The 14,895-nt window shown below is 65.2% G+C and carries 15 protein-coding genes; 7 read left to right on the top strand and 8 right to left on the bottom strand.

The genetic code is table 11. The features are described from left to right. Nucleotides 1-124: 124 nt before the first annotated feature. The 3 genes from ACNJYA_RS30895 (at nucleotide 125) to ACNJYA_RS30885 (ending at nucleotide 2,226) form a co-directional block, all read left to right on the top strand. Nucleotides 125-1,294, top strand: a complete 1,170-nt coding sequence (locus tag ACNJYA_RS30895; protein WP_439401235.1) for a serine hydrolase domain-containing protein — start codon at nucleotides 125-127, stop codon at nucleotides 1,292-1,294. 168 nt (nucleotides 1,295-1,462) lie between these two features. Further along, nucleotides 1,463-1,975 (top strand): septal ring lytic transglycosylase RlpA family protein, encoded by a 513-nt coding sequence (locus tag ACNJYA_RS30890; protein WP_172787411.1) that lies wholly within the window; start codon nucleotides 1,463-1,465, stop codon nucleotides 1,973-1,975. 95 nt (nucleotides 1,976-2,070) lie between these two features. Further along, nucleotides 2,071-2,226, top strand: a complete 156-nt coding sequence (locus ACNJYA_RS30885) for a hypothetical protein (RefSeq protein ID WP_172787410.1) — start codon at nucleotides 2,071-2,073, stop codon at nucleotides 2,224-2,226. Nucleotides 2,227-2,494: 268 nt separating this feature from the next. Here the strand turns inward: ACNJYA_RS30885 and ACNJYA_RS30880 are convergent, their stop codons facing one another. The 3 genes from ACNJYA_RS30880 to ACNJYA_RS30870 form a co-directional block, all read right to left on the bottom strand. After that, the gene (locus ACNJYA_RS30880; RefSeq protein WP_439364262.1) at nucleotides 2,495-2,800 is read right to left on the bottom strand and encodes a hypothetical protein; all 306 of its coding nucleotides are present in this window, start codon (nucleotides 2,798-2,800) and stop codon (nucleotides 2,495-2,497) included. Between the two features lie 84 nt (nucleotides 2,801-2,884). Next, nucleotides 2,885-3,157, bottom strand: coding sequence for a hypothetical protein (locus tag ACNJYA_RS30875; protein WP_172787408.1), 273 nt, complete (start codon nucleotides 3,155-3,157; stop codon nucleotides 2,885-2,887). Nucleotides 3,158-3,298: 141 nt separating this feature from the next. Continuing rightward, nucleotides 3,299-4,219 (bottom strand): LysR substrate-binding domain-containing protein, encoded by a 921-nt coding sequence (locus tag ACNJYA_RS30870; RefSeq protein WP_439364261.1) that lies wholly within the window; start codon nucleotides 4,217-4,219, stop codon nucleotides 3,299-3,301. Between the two features lie 105 nt (nucleotides 4,220-4,324). On the opposite strand from ACNJYA_RS30870, the gene ACNJYA_RS30865 reads away from it, so the two are divergent. Further along, entirely contained in the window at nucleotides 4,325-5,713 is a 1,389-nt protein-coding gene (locus tag ACNJYA_RS30865; RefSeq protein ID WP_439364260.1) for an MFS transporter, read from the top strand. 91 nt (nucleotides 5,714-5,804) lie between these two features. Here ACNJYA_RS30865 and ACNJYA_RS30860 read toward each other — a convergent pair whose 3' ends face one another. Next, nucleotides 5,805-8,489, bottom strand: a complete 2,685-nt coding sequence (locus ACNJYA_RS30860; RefSeq protein ID WP_212258340.1) for a flavin-containing monooxygenase — start codon at nucleotides 8,487-8,489, stop codon at nucleotides 5,805-5,807. 191 nt (nucleotides 8,490-8,680) lie between these two features. Here ACNJYA_RS30860 and ACNJYA_RS30855 point away from each other — a divergent pair, with 191 nt between their 5' ends. Together ACNJYA_RS30855 and ACNJYA_RS30850 are read left to right on the top strand one after the other, a co-directional pair. Then, the gene (locus ACNJYA_RS30855; protein WP_172787404.1) at nucleotides 8,681-8,929 is read left to right on the top strand and encodes a hypothetical protein; all 249 of its coding nucleotides are present in this window, start codon (nucleotides 8,681-8,683) and stop codon (nucleotides 8,927-8,929) included. Between the two features lie 76 nt (nucleotides 8,930-9,005). Beyond that, nucleotides 9,006-10,490: a carboxylesterase/lipase family protein gene (locus ACNJYA_RS30850; protein ID WP_439401234.1), complete on the top strand. Its 1,485-nt coding sequence runs from the start codon at nucleotides 9,006-9,008 to the stop codon at nucleotides 10,488-10,490. 7 nt (nucleotides 10,491-10,497) lie between these two features. Here the strand turns inward: ACNJYA_RS30850 and ACNJYA_RS30845 are convergent, their stop codons facing one another. Further along, a complete protein-coding gene (locus tag ACNJYA_RS30845) occupies nucleotides 10,498-10,677 on the bottom strand; it encodes a hypothetical protein (RefSeq protein ID WP_172787402.1) in 180 nt (59 codons plus the stop codon). 156 nt (nucleotides 10,678-10,833) lie between these two features. On the opposite strand from ACNJYA_RS30845, the gene ACNJYA_RS30840 reads away from it, so the two are divergent. Beyond that, nucleotides 10,834-11,628, top strand: a complete 795-nt coding sequence (locus ACNJYA_RS30840) for a DODA-type extradiol aromatic ring-opening family dioxygenase (protein WP_260380234.1) — start codon at nucleotides 10,834-10,836, stop codon at nucleotides 11,626-11,628. 41 nt (nucleotides 11,629-11,669) lie between these two features. Here the strand turns inward: ACNJYA_RS30840 and ACNJYA_RS30835 are convergent, their stop codons facing one another. The 3 genes from ACNJYA_RS30835 to glgC all read right to left on the bottom strand — a co-directional run bounded on the left by ACNJYA_RS30835 (nucleotide 11,670) and on the right by glgC (nucleotide 14,771). Further along, complete coding sequence (locus ACNJYA_RS30835; RefSeq protein WP_172787400.1) at nucleotides 11,670-11,930, bottom strand: SemiSWEET transporter; 261 nt, start codon at nucleotides 11,928-11,930, stop codon at nucleotides 11,670-11,672. A 124-nt stretch (nucleotides 11,931-12,054) separates the two neighbouring features. After that, nucleotides 12,055-13,512, bottom strand: coding sequence for a glycogen synthase GlgA (gene glgA / locus ACNJYA_RS30830; RefSeq protein ID WP_439364258.1), 1,458 nt, complete (start codon nucleotides 13,510-13,512; stop codon nucleotides 12,055-12,057). Continuing rightward, nucleotides 13,509-14,771 carry a glucose-1-phosphate adenylyltransferase gene (gene glgC / locus ACNJYA_RS30825; RefSeq protein ID WP_172787398.1) on the bottom strand — a complete coding sequence of 421 codons (1,263 nt, stop codon included), beginning with the start codon at nucleotides 14,769-14,771 and terminating at the stop codon, nucleotides 13,509-13,511. Before glgC ends, glgA begins: the two co-directional genes overlap by 4 nt. Nucleotides 14,772-14,895: the final 124 nt, after the last annotated feature.

Raw genomic sequence — 14,895 nt, 5'->3', positions numbered from 1 at the left:
AAGACCAGCTGGCGACAGCTCTATTGGCGTGAATTCGCGCGCATCCTTCGAGAGAGCGCGCAGCCTGGCTACGCCGGCGCCGAAATTTGCTCGGCGCCGCGACAGGGGTGACGGGAGACTTCGAATGCGGCGGCGTCAATTCATGTCACTCCTCGGCGGAGCCGCACTCGCGCCGTTCTCTGCGTTGCCGGTCTACGCGAACCCGCCGGAAGGCTGCGGTGGTCCGCTCGAGCGGGGCGACGGCTGGCCGGTCGGCTCCGTCAACGATAACAGTCTCGTCAATCGCGAGGCGCTGTGCGGGATGGCGGATCGCCTCGTCTCCAGCGATGCCAACATCCATGCCGTGCTGGTCGCCCGCAATGGCAAGCTGGCGTTCGAGAGCTACTTCAAGGGAGCCGACGAAATTCCCGACCCGATCTACGGCCGCCGTGTGGAAACTCTCGCCTTCGATGCCGACACGCTGCACAGCGTGAAGTCGGTCTCCAAGAGCGTTGCGTCACTCGCCGTCGGGATCGCGATCGATCGCGGGCTGATCCGCAGCGTCGACGAACCGATCTTCAGCTTCTTCCCCGAACTGTCCGACCTGCGGTCCCCCGAAAAGGATCGTATCCGGTTGGTGCACGCGCTGACCATGTCGATGGGCCTGAAGTGGATCGAGGCGACTCCTGCAACGGGCGACTACGACAACGACGAGTCGCGCATGCATATGGCATGGGATCCGTGTCGTTACGTTCTCGGTCTTCCCGTGACGGCCGCGCCGGGGCAGGAATTCTTCTATAACACCGGCGCACTCACTCTGGTGTCGGCCATCATCCGCAAGGCGACCGGACGTCCTCTCGATGAATTCGCGCGTGAGGCGTTGTTCGAGCCTTTGGGAATCACCAGCACGACGTGGGCTCGGTACCGTGGAGACACCGATGCGGGAGGAGGGTTGCGACTGCGGCCGCGCGACATGGCAAAGATCGGCCAGCTGGTCCTTGCGGGCGGCCGCTGGAACGGCCGCGGGATCGTTTCCAAGGCCTGGATCGACGCCTCGACTGCTGAGAAGATCAAGGGGACGGACAATCAATCCTACGGATATCTGTGGTGGCTCGGCCAAGCGCGCGTCAACGACCGGAAGATCAACTGGATCGGTGCGCTGGGGCGCGGCGGGCAGTCGATCCGCATCGTGCCGGAGCTCGATCTCGTCGTCGCCGTGACGGCGGGCTACTACCAGGACTACAGCCCGCAAGCGTTTCGATTGCAGTTCGGCGTTTTCAGGGACGTCTTGCGCGCGATCCCCCCTCCGGCCTGAGCCGCAGCTGCCGACTCCGGCGGCGGGTTCTGTCCCGATTCAGGACAGTCACTGTGGTGGAATCGTCACAGCTGGCGCGAAACGGCCGCGGCCCCAGAGCCGCTTTTGTTCCGACAAGGTTCTGCCCTCATTCCCCACGGAAACTTGGGGTTGTTCGGAGGGCGCATCATGTCTCGCATTGCAAGTGCCGAAACTGCCCGGATGTCGCTGGCTAGCTCGAGCCGGCTATTGCTCGCGGTCCTCGGGGCCGCATCGCTCGCCGCCTGCGCGCAATCGCCGGTCGGCCGTCAGAAAGCCGATCTCGCCGGAACAACCCGGCAAGCCGCGGTGGAGCGCCCGCACAGGGTGGCGGCGCTGCATCCACGCCCGATCAGCCGGGCGCGCAGCTCCGAGGGTAAGCAGACGGCTTCGCACGGCGTCGCGAGCTTCTATTCGGATACGGAGACCGCGAGCGGCGAGAAGTTCGACAAGAACGAATTGACCGCGGCGCATCCCACCCTGCCGTTCGGCACCAAGCTGCGCGTCACCGAGACCTCCTCCGGCCGCTTCGTCACGGTCAGGGTCAACGACCGCGGGCCCTTCGTGCGCGGACGCGTGGTCGACATCTCGCCTTCCGCCGCCGAGGCGCTCGGCATGGTCGACAAGGGCATCACCAATGTCAGGCTCGAGGTCGTGCGTTAGGCGTTGCGAACGATGCGGCGCGCTTAACCGGCTGTTAGCGGCTTTTCGAGCACCATGGCTGTCCGTACAATTCGGGGCTTTGGGGGAGGCGGCGCTTGAACACGATCCAGCATCTCGAAGATCAGGCTGCGCGCGCCGAGCGGCTCGCCAAGCGGATCACGGATACGCTGACGATCGAAAAGCTGCTGACCTTCGCCGGCGAACGCCGCCGCGAGATCGAGGTCATCGCCGGTAAGCACCGCCGCAACTAAGTCCCGCGTTCCATGCTCCGATCGCATCCGCCCTCGCTGCGAGGCGCGGAACTTCTCCTTTTTCCCGGCGTCATCCCGGTGATCAAGAAGGAGGAGGACATCATGGGTTTTGGACGAGGTGCTTTGCTTTGGTTGCTTGGCGTGCCGCTGCCGATCGTTCTGCTGCTGGCATTGTTCTGGCACCACTGAGGTGACGACACGAAAAGCGCCGCGGAAGCGGCGCTTTTTTGTTGGGCGCGATGTGCAACGTTTGAGGTGCGATGCGCCCTCAGCTATGGCTCTCGACGAATTCGCTGAGATAGTCGGGCAGCTCTATGCCATAGATGTCGCAGCGTGCCTTTATCGCGCCGGCGACCTCGGTCGAGATGTCCTTGATCCAGTGTTCGAGCGTGTTGAACGAGATCACCTTGACGGGATCGTTGAAGCAGCCAGCGACGAACTCGCCGATGGTGGCTTCGAGATCGCTGCGCTCGATGCGGATTTCAGTCGCAATGTCGAGACGGTCGACGACGACGAAGAGGGTTTGGTCCGCGCCATAGGGCACGACGGGAGATGCAACGCCAGCTTCAAGCATGTGAGGCGCTCACGAGTTGACTTCCGATCTCCGACAACGGGAAAAACCGGAAGAAGGTTCCTACGCACGTGCTTGTGAAGGCCGTCAGAGAAATTCCCGCCAGCGTGATAGCTCGATGACGTGTTCGGGGGAGAGAACGGCGGTAACCAGCGGCGGCTGCGGCGCCGTGCGGATCTCATAGAGATGCCGGGTCGCCGCCGGCTTTTGCATGAAGGCCGAGATGCATTGGTCGAGCGTCCCCTCGCTCACCTGGTAGGGCTCGCGGTCCGGTCGGCGCTGGTTGCCGAGTGACGGCCATTTATGCAGCGCCGCAAGCGCGCCGAAATCGACTTTTGACTCCGCAACAACGTCCCCCATCGTCCTGCCTCACGCAAAAGACGACCCCAGCACACGTGCTCGCGTGCCGGGGCCCATACACCTGTCGCTGCATCTCAATGCCACCAGCCCCAACGCGGCATCCGGGAAAAGGTTCCCGGCTCATCGGCTACGGCGCAGGGCTCAAGCGCTCGGGATCTTCGGAATTTGCAATATCCAGCCGACAAACGCCATTACGCGGGGATCTTTGGCCATTGCCGCGGGCCAGCGCACGATCTGAGCCTTGCTCGACGGCAAGTCCCACGATTGCGGAAGCACCCGTACCAGCCTGCCGTCCTTGAGTGCGTCCTGGACCAGCAGCGAACGCGCGAGCACGATCCCGTTGCCGGCGAGGGCCGCGGCTATGGCGGTGGCTATCGTTGCAAAGCGTATCTCGGCGGGTGGCGGGCGGCCGAGACCCAATCGTTCGAACCAGGAGGTCCATGACCATTCGACCCCGCGGTCTTCGCCGATCCGGCCCTTGTGCAGGAGCGGCAACGATTTGAGGCGCGTCACGTCGGTCAGCGGTTGCTGGCCAGGCAGCAGGCGTGGGTGGCAGACGGGGTAAACATGCTCGCGAACCAGCAAACGCTGCGTCGACGTTGGCCTCAAGCCCGCTGCTGGTTGCCACACCACCGCGACGTCAAGATCGGTCGACCTCGCATGTGCGTCGGGTTCACGTACGGCCAGCTCGACCGGTATGCCGGGATGTGCTTGCGCAAAATCGGGCAAGCGGCGCACGAGCCAATAGTCGGCAAGCGCTGCACCGACGCCCACTTTCAAGGCCGGAGGCGGAGCGGCGGCGCGACAAAGCGCACGAAAATCCGCCATCCTGTCGAGCAAACCGGCCAACTCGTTCGAGAGGGCAATGCCGGCGGGCGTGGCGCACAAGCCGCTCGGCTGCCGAACGAGGAGGGGCGTCCCGACGAAGTCCTCGAGCTTGCGGAGCCGATGGCTGACCGCGCTCTGCGTGAGCCCGAGCTCCGCGGAGGCGCGCGTGACGCTCGCATGTCTCAAGGCTGCCTCGAACGCAATCAGACCGTCGAAGGGAGGAAATGAACGCATTGCATCATCATGAAACATTTTCATGCCGATGTGAATGCATTGCATTGGCGCAGGCTTCGCCCCGGTATGCATATCGGTACCAGACGCTTTCACGATGGGGCAACGATGATCACGCCTGAACCCGACATGCAGTCCCCACGTCGTTGGCACGACCTGCTGCCAGCGATGGTGCTCGGCATGGCGGCCTTTCTGACGCAATTCGACGTAACCGCGGTTGTTGTCGCGATGCCGGCCATGGCCGCCGAACTCGGTTTCGGCGGCGCTGCCTATGCCTGGGTGATGGATGCCTACAGCCTGGCATTTACCGGCGGGCTGCTCGCCGCGGGCGCGCTGGCCGACAAGTATGGACGCCGACGCGCTCTGCTTGGCGGCAACGTCGTGTTCCTGGTCGGATCGATAATTTGCGGCTTCGCGGCGGGTGGTCCGATGCTGTGGGGCGCGCGTGCAGTTCAAGGCCTCGGCGCGGCGTTCGTTATCACGGGAGGCATTGCGCTGCTTGCGAATGCCTATGCCCGGCCTGACGAGCGCGCCCGCGCCTTTGCATTCATGGGCGTGCTCTCGGGCACCGCCATGGCGCTCGGACCAGCGCTCGGAGGACTTGTCTCGGCCTGGTTCGGATGGCGCTGGATCTTCCTGGCCAATATCCCGCTTTGTCTGCTCACGCTTCTGGCGGTTCCGCGGCTGGTCGCAGAATCGCGTGATCCTGCCGGCCGCCCGCTGGACTGGAGCGGCGTCGTGCTTCTCACGTTTGCGCTTGGTCTTGCGATCGAGAGCCTGCTGAAGGGAGGTGCAATGCCGGCCCGGACTGCAGCGGGCCTCGGGCTGAGCGCGTGTCTGCTCGCCATCTTCGTGATGCAGCAGCGGCGCCGGCCCGTGCCGATTTTCGACCCCGCCGTGTTCATTCGGCCGGTCATGGTCGGCATTTCCTCGCTCCTGATTGCTGTTTCCGTTGGATACTGGGCGGTTCTCGTCTATCTGCCGCCGTTCCTGAACGCAGCGTTCGGCTGGTCAGGTCCGTCCGTTGGCTTCGCAATGCTCTTCGCGACGTTGCCGATGCTTCTGCTGCCGCCCTATGGCGCTCGCCTCGCAACACGCTGGGGCTGGCGCCGGCTGTTCGCGACGGCGATGCTGGCGCTGCTGGCAGGCGATCTCATTCTGGTCCTTGCCGCGAGCGGCTGGCTCCCGAACGCGCAAGTCGTTCTCGCTGCTGCGGCAACCGGAATGCTGTTGGCCGGGATTGGCGCAGTCCTCGCGCATCCGCAACTGTCGAGCGCTGTCGTTGCGTTGGTGCCTCCGGACCAAACGGGCATGGCCTCGGCGGTCACCGTGGTCATGCGGCAGGCCGGATTTGCGCTCGGCATCGCAATGCTCGGTGCGATCCTATCGGACGAAGCATCGGCTGCCGGTTACGCATGGCCCTGGCTTGTTGCGGCGATTGGATCAGCAGGCGGCCTCGTCGCCGCATCGATGTTGCTGCCTGACCATCAGCCGTAGCTGTATCTGGTGGATACAGCCGGCTGCCCGGGATCACACCAATCGCCACGCCGGCGGCCGGGAACGGTTCCCGGCCGCGCCGTTTTCCGGTTCAGCTCGCGGCCGCCGCGATCCTGTGCCCCGGGCTGTCATGCTCCTGGCTGCTCTCGCCGCGGCGGACCTCCGGCGGCAGCCCGGCAAAGCGCCGCAAGGCCTCCGCCATCTGCACCCGGCCCGACACGCCTGTGATCACCACGTCCACCATCGCAAAGGACGAGTGGAAGTGGCCGCGTGCCTTGAGCTGCTCGACCGGGACGCCGGCGGCCGCCATTGCCTCGGCATAGGCGACACCCTCGTCCCGCAGCGGATCGAACTCGCAGGTGACCACAAGGGCCGGCGGCAGCCCGGCGACCTTGCCGCGCAGCGGCGAGACCCGCGGATCGGTGCGGTCGGCCGGTGAGCAATAGAGGTCCCAGAACCAGTACATCAGCGAGCGCGTCAGGAAGTAGGCGGTCCCATTGTCCTCGTAGGAGGGGCGATCGAAGCTGCAGTCGGTGACCGGGCAGACCAGAAGCTGGCCGGCGATGGCAGGCCCGCCGCGGTCGCGCGCGAGCTGGCAGGTGACGGCAGCGATGTTGCCGCCGGCGCTCCAGCCGGCAACCAGAACCGGGCCCGGCTTGCCGCCGAGTTCGGCGGCGTGCTCGGCGATCCAGCGCGTGGCCGCATAGCCGTCTTCGGCGGCGGTCGGGAAGCGATGCTCAGGTGCGTGGCGATAGCCGACGCTGACGAACATCATGCCGGTCCGCCGCACCATGTCGCGGCAGAACGGCTCGTCCGATTGCTCGTCGCCGAGCACCCAGCCGCCGCCATGGAAATAGACCACGACCGGATGCGGTCCCGGCGTTGCGGGCTTGTAGACACGGTAGGGCAACACACCGTCGGCAATGGGCAGGGTGCCGTCGACGATCTCGCCGATTGGCCGCCCCGCGGGACGGCCCTTGTTGAACTCGTTGACGAAGGCGCGTGCGCCTTCCGCGCCCATCGACTCGATCGGCGGCAGGTTGAGAGATGCGAGCAGGTTCAGCACCAGCCGCACGTCCGGCTGCAGGCGCACCACCTCGCCGTCATTGCATTGCGCGGCCCCATTGGGGCCGGTGAGCTTGAAGCCGAGCATGCCGCGGCTGACCACCTCGTCGCAGATGCTGCGGTAGGGGCCGACGCCGCCGGTGTAGGGCATCAGCCCCTGCACCTTGCCGGGCACGTTGGCGCCCGTGTACCAAGTGTTGGCGAGCCGGTGCAGCGTCAGCATCGAGCAGTCGGCCATGTGCCTGTTCCAGCCGGCCTGCGCCGTCTCGGTCGGCTCCATCGTGGTGAAGCCGGCATCGCGCAGCGCGGCAAGGCGATCGACCACCCAGTCGGCATGCTGCTCGATCGACACCGCCATGTTCGACAGCACCGACGGGCTGCCAGGGCCGGTGATCATGAAGAAGTTCGGAAAGCCCTCGACCGTCAGGCCGAGATAGGTCTGCGGCCCCTGCGCCCAGACATCGGACAGCGACTTGCCGCCGCGCCCGGTGATCGGATGCACGGCCCGGATCGCACCGGTCATCGCATCGAAGCCGGTTGCGAAGACAATGACGTCGACGTCGAAGCTACGGCCGTTGGTGGAGATGCCGCTCGCGGTGATCGCCTTGATCGGCTCCTTGCGCAGATTGACCAGCGTGACGTTCGGCCGGTTGTAGGTTGCGTAATAGTTGGTGTCGAGGCAGGGGCGTTTCGCGCCGAACGGATGGTCGTCCGGCATCAGTGCCGCGGCGGTCTCGGGGTCCTTCACCGCGGCGCGGATCTTCTCGCGGATCAGGTCCTGGACGATCTTGTTGCCGTCGAGGTCGACGGCCTGGTCGGCCCAGAGCTGCGTCAGGATGTGGACGAGGTCGCCGGCGGCCCAGGCGCGTTCGAACCGCTCGCGACGCTCGGCATCGCTGAGCTGCCAGCTCACGACCGTCTGCTGCGGGTAGGGCACGCCGGCCATCGACTGCCGTGCCTGCTCGCGATAGGCCGCGCGGTCGCTCTGCAGCAGGCTCATGCGGTCCGCGGGCGCCGGGCCGTTATGCGCCGGCAATGCGAAATTCGGTGTGCGCTGGAAAACGGTCAGATGCGCGGCCTGCTCGGCGATCAGCGGGATCGACTGGATCGCCGAGGAGCCCGTGCCGATCACGGCGACGCGCTTTCCTGTGAGATCGACGCCGTCATGCGGCCAGCGTCCGGTGAAATAGACCTCGCCCTTGAAGTCCTTGACGCCGTCGATCTCCGGCGGCTTTGGCGCGGAGAGACAACCGGTCGCCATGATGTAATGGCGGCACGACACCGGCGCGCCATTGTCAGTGGTGATGAGCCAGCGCTCCGACGCTTCGTCCCATCTGGCTTCGGTGACCTTGGTCTTGAAACGGATATCGCGGCGCAGATCGTAGCGATCGGCGATGAAGCCGAGGTAGCGCAGGATCTCGGGCTGGGTCGCGTACTTTTCAGACCAGGTCCAGGCGGTCTCGAGCTCCGGATCGAACGTATAGCTGTAGTCGATGGTCTGGATGTCGCAGCGCGCGCCCGGATAGCGGTTCCAATACCAGGTGCCGCCGACATCGCCGGCCTCGTCGAGCCCGACCGCCGAGAACCCTGCCTTGCGCAGGCGATGGAGAAGATAGAGGCCGGCAAATCCGGCGCCGACCACGGCGACATCGACCTTTTGAGCGGTTCCGCGCTCATCGGAGGCACGTGTGGCGACCATTGCGTCAGGCATGGTGTTCCTCCCGTAGGTTTTGTTTTGGCGGCAGGCTATCGCCGCAGGCTCAGCTTGTCATCAGAGCAAGTGCAATCTTAGGGTGGTCGTTTGCGGCGGCTTCGTGACCGCGCGAATGTTGTGGCACCACACGCACCGCGATGCACAATGGCCGTGATAGCCCGGGGTAATCAGCCATCATCCTTCTGTGTATGCTTGCGCTTACAAGCCACGCGTACCGCCCGGGCGTCATGACAGAGTTGAGTGAGCGAACCAAAGCGAACATGGACGTCGTTCTCGAGCAGACGTGCCGGCAACTGCCGCATGGCGGCGATCACGACAGCCGCAGGTTCATCGCCGAGCGCCTGATCGAGGCGGCGCAATCCGGCCACTCCACGCTGGGCGAGCTCGGCATCGTCGCAAGGCGTGCGCTCGCGGAGCTGATCGGCAAAGGCGGCTAGGCGCGGGCGCGAGGCTTGCCTCGCCGACGGCTCCGGACATAACCTGCCGGAATCCTTCATCGAGATCGTTCCGAAGATGCGGGCCCTGCTTGCATTCGTTGCGGCTATCGCAGTCCTGTGTGGGGTCGGCTCGGCCGTCGCCCAGTCGGTCGGACAATTTCCATTCGCGCTGACGCGGGAAGGGCAGATGCTCGGCGCCGTGGAGGGCGAGGTGGCCTCGTTCAGGGGGCTGGCTTACGCGGCGCCGCCGGTCGGGGCGCTGCGCTGGCAACCGCCGCAACCGACGACCGAAAGCTCGGAGATGCGCACCGCCTACGACTACGGCGCGCCGTGCCGTCAGCCGGCGTTGCCCGTGGCGAGCGAAGATTGCCTGACGCTGAACGTGTTCCGTCCTTTCGGGGTCGATGGCCCATTGCCGGTCATGGTGTTCATCCATGGCGGCGCGTTCGCCACGGGGACCGCGAACGATCCGCTGTTCGATGGCGCCAAGCTGGCGCAGGCGGGCCTCATTGTCGTCACCGTGAATTATCGCCTCGGCGCGCTCGGCTGGCTCACGTATCCCGCGCTGTCGAACGCCGGCTCCGGAAATCTCGGCCTGATGGACCAGGTCGCCGCGCTGCATTGGGTGCACGACAACATCGCGGCCTTCGGCGGTGATCCGGGCAACGTCACTCTGTTTGGCAGCGATGCAGGGGCGACATCGATCGCGCTGCTGATGCTGTCCGCGCCAGCGCGCGATCTCTTCCACAAGGCCATTCTGCAATCGGTGCCAGGCCGCGCGCGGCCGCGTTCGGCAGAAGAGGCGGAGGCCATCGGCCGGCTCTTCGTGGCCGCGCTTGGGCCGAAGACGGATCTGCGCGCAGTCGAGCCGCGGCGCCTGCTGGCCGCCGAACAGCAATTGCTGGAGAAATCACCGCGCAGCTTTGCACCGATGATGGATGGACGTCTCGTGACCGAGGACCTCGCCGCAGGTTTTGCGGCCGGACGCCAAAGCCGCATTCCCTTGATCATCGGCTCGAATGAGGACGAGACCGGCTTGGAGAACGAGACCGCGATCAAGGAGGAGCTTGCGCCGCCGGGCACGAGTAGCGAGGAATTGCGCAAGCTCTATCCCGATCTCACCAGACCGTCGGATCTCGCGGCAAAAGTCTACACCGACAAGGTCTTCTCCGAGCCGGTGCGGCTGCTGGCCCGCCTGCACGCGGCAAGCGGCGCGCCGACCTTTCGTTACCGCTTCGCCTATGTGCCGGAGGCGCGCCGCGCCAATCCGGACATCGGCCACGGGCGCGAGCTGCAGTTCATCTTCGGCGCGGAAGGCGTGCCCGGTGCGGGCATCCTGTCGCGGCGCGACCGCGAGGTCGCAAGCCGCATGCGCGCCTACTGGATCAACTTCGCTCGAAGCGGCGATCCCAATGGCCCTGACCTCAATGGTCCCGACCTGCCGCGCTGGGACGCGGCGGGCGGCGATCGCCTGCTGCTGATCACGAACGACGGCATCGCGAGCGGCGACGATCCGATCGCGGAGCGTCTCGACCGGCTGGCAAATGAGGGCAGGAGATGAATCGGATTTAAGCCGCGAGTTCGACGCGCGGCGCCGGGCTGAGCCGGTCTTCCTCCAGGTAATCGATCGCGCCGTCCTTCTCGACGGCATAGAATTGCAGGCCATCCCGCGACTTGAAGGCGGCGCGGACGACACCGCGGCGGCCCTTATCACTGTTGACGACGTCCCCCAGCGCAAACTTCCTCATCGCACGTCTCACTTGTCTTCAAGCCGACTGCTTCGGCCCCGCCGGGGATTCTGGGCGGCAAATCGTTAACGACTTGCTAACCATGCTACTTTGCCTATGCTCACCGCCAATCGTGCGGACCGTAAGCACGCGCCTGTTGTCAACGAGACGAGCCCGATGACGCGATTTCCGACCCTGTTCCTGTCGCATGGCGGCGGCCCCTGGCCTTTCATGGAGGACAGGCGGGTGCAATATGCCAAGACCGCCGAGGCGTTCGCGAACTTGCCGCAGCTTCTGCCCGAGAGGCCGAAGGCCGTGCTGGTCATCACCGGTCACTGGGAGGCCGACGCCTTCACGGTGTCGACCTCGCCGCACCCGCCGATGGTCTACGACTATTACGGTTTCCCCGAGCATACCTACCACCTCAAATATCCCGCGCCGGGCAAGCCCGAGCTCGCTACGCAAGTGAAGGCGCTGCTCACGCATGCCGGCCTCGATTGCCGCGCAGATCCCGATCAGGGTTTTGATCACGGCACGTTCGTTCCGCTCGGGCTGATGTATCCGAACGCCGACATGCCGATCGTGCTGCTGTCGCTGAAGTCCAGCTATGACGCGGCCGAGCACGTCAAGGTGGGGCAGGCGATCGCATCCTTGCGTGACGAAAGCATCCTGATCGTCGGCAGCGGGCTTACCTATCACAACATGCGCGGCTTCAACCGTCCGGAGTCCAAGCCCGTCTCGTATGATTTCGAAGCCTATCTGAACGAGGCGATCAGCAACCCCGATGCCGCGCGCCGCAACGCGATGCTGGTCGATTGGGAGAATGCGCCGAGCGCACGCCTTGCGCATCCGCGCGAGGACCATCTGCTGCCGCTGATGGTGGCGGCTGGCGCCGCGGGCAGCGACGTCGGACGCCGCGTCTTCGTCGACGAGGTCGCGCATGTGGCGATGGCGTCGTACGTGTTTGGGTGATCTTCTCCCTCTCCTCGCAAGCGGGAGAGGCGAAAAAAGCCTCACCCATATCTTAGCTTCATCACCAGGATGCCGCCGGCGAGCAGCATGGTGACGGCGTTCGAGGCGATCAGGGGGCCATCGCCCGAGAGCAGGCCGTAGATCAGCCAGAGCGCGAGGCCCAGCACCATCACCAGGAACATGCCGAGCGAGATGTCGCCGGTGGAGCGGGTCTTCCATACCTTGATGGCTTGTGGCGCGTAGGCGACGGTGGTGCATGTGGCTGCGGCAAAGCCGATCAGCTTGGTCAATAGCGGGTCCATGCGCGCTCTATAGCATGGATTCGGCCATGCTGGAGCTTCGTTCCGATTTCATCGGAACGAAGCTCCCATTCTTGTTCTGACGCGTTTTCTTGACGCGAACCGATGCCCGCCTCGCTCGAAAACGCTAAACCCCGCGGGCCGCCATGAGATTTCGATACAGCGCGGCATAGTCGCCGGCGCGATTGCGCCAGGAGACGTCGGTCGCAAGGCCGCTACGTTGCAGGCGGCGCCAGGTCAGCTTGTCGTGAAAGGCGGTGTTGGCCTTGCGCAGCGTGCCGGCGAGGGCATCCGCCGTCACGGGGGCGAACTTGAAGCCGGTGGCATCGCGGCCGGCCGCGTCGGCCGCGCCGATATCGACGATGGTGTCTTCGAGGCCGCCGACGCGGGAGACGATCGGCACGGCGCCATAGCGCAGCGCACAGAGCTGGGTCAGGCCGCACGGTTCGAAGCGCGACGGCACGATCAACGCGTCCGAGCCGGCCTGGATCAGATGCGCCAGGATCTCGTCATAGCCGATCACGACGCCGATCCGGCCGGGATTGGCGCGGGCCGCGGCCTGATAGCGATCCTGCAGATCGCGCTCGCCGCTGCCGAGCAGCGCGAGCTGCATGCCTTCGCGCAGGATGGTCGGGATGGCTTCCAGCAGGAGATCGAGCCCTTTCTGCCAGGACAGCCGGCTGATGACGCCGAGCAGCGGTGCTTCGTCCGAGGAATCGAGGTTGAACTGCTGCTGCAGCACCGCCTTGTTCGCGGCCCGGAATGTCAGGTCCTCCGCGCCGAAGCGATAGGCGATGTGCGGATCGGTTTGCGGATTCCAGACCTCGATGTCGATGCCGTTGAGAATGCCGCTCAGCACGTCCGACCGTTCACGAAGCAGCCCGCCGAGCCCCATGCCGCCTTCGTCGCTCTGGATTTCCTTCGCGTAGGTCGGCGACACCGTGGTGATGCGATCAGCAAGGCGCAAGCCGGCCTTCAAGAAGCTGATGCCGCCAAAATATTCCAGTTCGTTGACGTTGAAGGCGTGCCAGGGCAGGCCGATCGATCCGATCAGTTCGGGCGCGAACTTGCCCTGATAGGCCATGTTGTGAATGGTCATCACGGTGCCGGGCCGCGGACGATTTTCGTAGTGCAGATAGGCCGGCGCGAGCCCCGCCTGCCAATCGTGGGCGTGCACGACGTCGGGCACGAACGCCCGCACGAGGCCATGGCCGATATCGGCCGCCACGCGCGACAGCGCAGCGAAGCGCACGCCGTTGTCCGCCCAGTCGACGCCATCGGTGGTAACATAGGGGTTGCCCGGCCGTGCATAGAGATGCGGCACGTCGAGGACGAACAGGTCGAGCCCGGCATGCGAGCCCGCCAGCAGCCGTCCGGGGCCGCCGAAATAATCCGGCCAGCGCCGCAGCTCCTCTGTGCCGGACAAAAGGCGCATCACGTCGGGATAGCCCGGCAGCAAGGTGCGCATCTCGACGCCATGCGTCTTCAGCGCAACCGGCAGCGCGCCGGCGACATCTGCGAGGCCGCCGGTCTTGACGAGGGGGTAGACTTCAGAGGCGACCGCGAGGACGCGAACAGGCGTCATGTATTGAGCCTGTCGATCATCGGCTGGGTGATCAGCGAGATGCCCTGCTCGGTGGTGCGGAAGCGCTTTCCGTCGACCTCGGGATCCTCGCCGACGACGAGGCCTTCCGGAATCTCGACGCCGCGGTCGATCACGACGTTCCTCAAGCGGGCGCCGCGGCCGACACTTACGTAAGGCATGATCACGGCATTCTCGACATTGGCGTAGGAGTTGATGCGCACGCCGGTGAACAGCAGCGAGCGGCGCAGCGAGGCGCCGGAGATGATGCAGCCGCCTGAGACCAGCGAGCTCACCGCCTGGCCGCGCCGGCTCTCCTCGTCATGGACGAATTTCGCCGGCGGGGTGATCTCCGCATAGGACCAGATCGGCCAGGCGCGGTCGAACAGGTCGAGCTCGGGCACCACGTCGGTGAGGTCGATATTGGCGGCCCAATAGGCGTCGACCGTGCCGACGTCGCGCCAATAGGCGCGGGTGTCGCTGCCGGAGCGGACGCAGGAGGTCGAATATTGGTGCGCCATCGCGCGGCCGTTCTTGACGAGGTAGGGAATGATGTCCTTGCCGAAATCGTGGTTCGAGTTCGGGTCCTCGGCGTCGCGCTTGAGCTGGTCGAACAGGAATTTCGCGTCGAACACGTAGATGCCCATGCTGGCGAGCGAGACGTCGGGCTTGCCCGGCATCGGCGGCGGATCTTTCGGCTTCTCCAGGAACTCCTGAATCCAGCCGTTCTCGTCGATGTGCATGATGCCGAAGCCGGAGGATTCCGACCGCGGCATTTCGAGGCAGCCGACGGTGACGTCGGCGCCGCTCTCGACGTGCTGGCGCAGCATCACCTCGTAGTCCATTTTATAGATGTGGTCCCCGGCCAGCACCACGATGAAGCGGCAGGCGTGGGATTCGATGATGTCGATGTTCTGGTACACCGCGTCCGCCGTGCCGACATACCACATGGTCTCGGAGACGCGCTGGCTGGCGGGGAGGATGTCGAAACTCTCGTTGCGTTCGGGGCGGAAGAAGTTCCAGCCCATCTGAAGGTGCCGGATCAGGCTGTGCGCCTTGTATTGGGTCGCCACCGCGATACGGCGGATGCCCGAGTTCACCGCGTTCGACAGCGCGAAATCGATGATGCGGGACTTGCCGCCGAAGTAGACCGCCGGCTTGGCGCGGCGGTCGGTCAGCTCCAGCAGACGGCTGCCGCGTCCTCCGGCCAAGACAAATGCCAGCGCTTGACGGGCAAGCGGCTCGGGTCTCGCGGCACTCATGTGATCCTCCCACAACTCTGGCGCTCGCCAGAAGCCTCCCCGGCCGCGCACCTTGGAACCGATAGTAATGGTACGAATAGTAAATCGTGAAGGTGGTTGTTGGTTGCGAATGCACGGGAAGCTT

Origin of the sequence: Bradyrhizobium sp. BLXBL-01 (assembly GCF_051853025.1) — a bacterium.
In the GTDB taxonomy this organism is placed as follows: Bacteria; Pseudomonadota; Alphaproteobacteria; order Rhizobiales; family Xanthobacteraceae; genus Bradyrhizobium.
Note: the sequence above shows the minus strand (reverse complement) of the source record. Positions and strands in the feature narration are given on the sequence as shown.

Excerpts from the sequence above, each read along its gene's own strand:
- ACNJYA_RS30840 (WP_260380234.1), top strand. The coding sequence starts at position 10,834 with ATGACGCGATTTCCGACCCTGTTCCTGTCGCATGGCGGCGGCCCCTGG.
- glgC (WP_172787398.1), bottom strand. The coding sequence starts at position 14,771 with ATGAGTGCCGCGAGACCCGAGCCGCTTGCCCGTCAAGCGCTGGCATTT.
- ACNJYA_RS30875 (WP_172787408.1), bottom strand. The coding sequence starts at position 3,157 with ATGGGGGACGTTGTTGCGGAGTCAAAAGTCGATTTCGGCGCGCTTGCG.
- ACNJYA_RS30850 (WP_439401234.1), top strand. The coding sequence starts at position 9,006 with ATGCGGGCCCTGCTTGCATTCGTTGCGGCTATCGCAGTCCTGTGTGGG.
- ACNJYA_RS30890 (WP_172787411.1), top strand. The coding sequence starts at position 1,463 with ATGTCTCGCATTGCAAGTGCCGAAACTGCCCGGATGTCGCTGGCTAGC.
- ACNJYA_RS30855 (WP_172787404.1), top strand. The coding sequence starts at position 8,681 with ATGCTTGCGCTTACAAGCCACGCGTACCGCCCGGGCGTCATGACAGAG.
- glgA (WP_439364258.1), bottom strand. The coding sequence starts at position 13,512 with ATGACGCCTGTTCGCGTCCTCGCGGTCGCCTCTGAAGTCTACCCCCTC.
- ACNJYA_RS30865 (WP_439364260.1), top strand. The coding sequence starts at position 4,325 with ATGATCACGCCTGAACCCGACATGCAGTCCCCACGTCGTTGGCACGAC.
- ACNJYA_RS30835 (WP_172787400.1), bottom strand. The coding sequence starts at position 11,930 with ATGGACCCGCTATTGACCAAGCTGATCGGCTTTGCCGCAGCCACATGC.
- ACNJYA_RS30880 (WP_439364262.1), bottom strand. The coding sequence starts at position 2,800 with ATGCTTGAAGCTGGCGTTGCATCTCCCGTCGTGCCCTATGGCGCGGAC.
- ACNJYA_RS30895 (WP_439401235.1), top strand. The coding sequence starts at position 125 with ATGCGGCGGCGTCAATTCATGTCACTCCTCGGCGGAGCCGCACTCGCG.
- ACNJYA_RS30860 (WP_212258340.1), bottom strand. The coding sequence starts at position 8,489 with ATGCCTGACGCAATGGTCGCCACACGTGCCTCCGATGAGCGCGGAACC.
- ACNJYA_RS30870 (WP_439364261.1), bottom strand. The coding sequence starts at position 4,219 with ATGCGTTCATTTCCTCCCTTCGACGGTCTGATTGCGTTCGAGGCAGCC.
- ACNJYA_RS30845 (WP_172787402.1), bottom strand. The coding sequence starts at position 10,677 with ATGAGGAAGTTTGCGCTGGGGGACGTCGTCAACAGTGATAAGGGCCGC.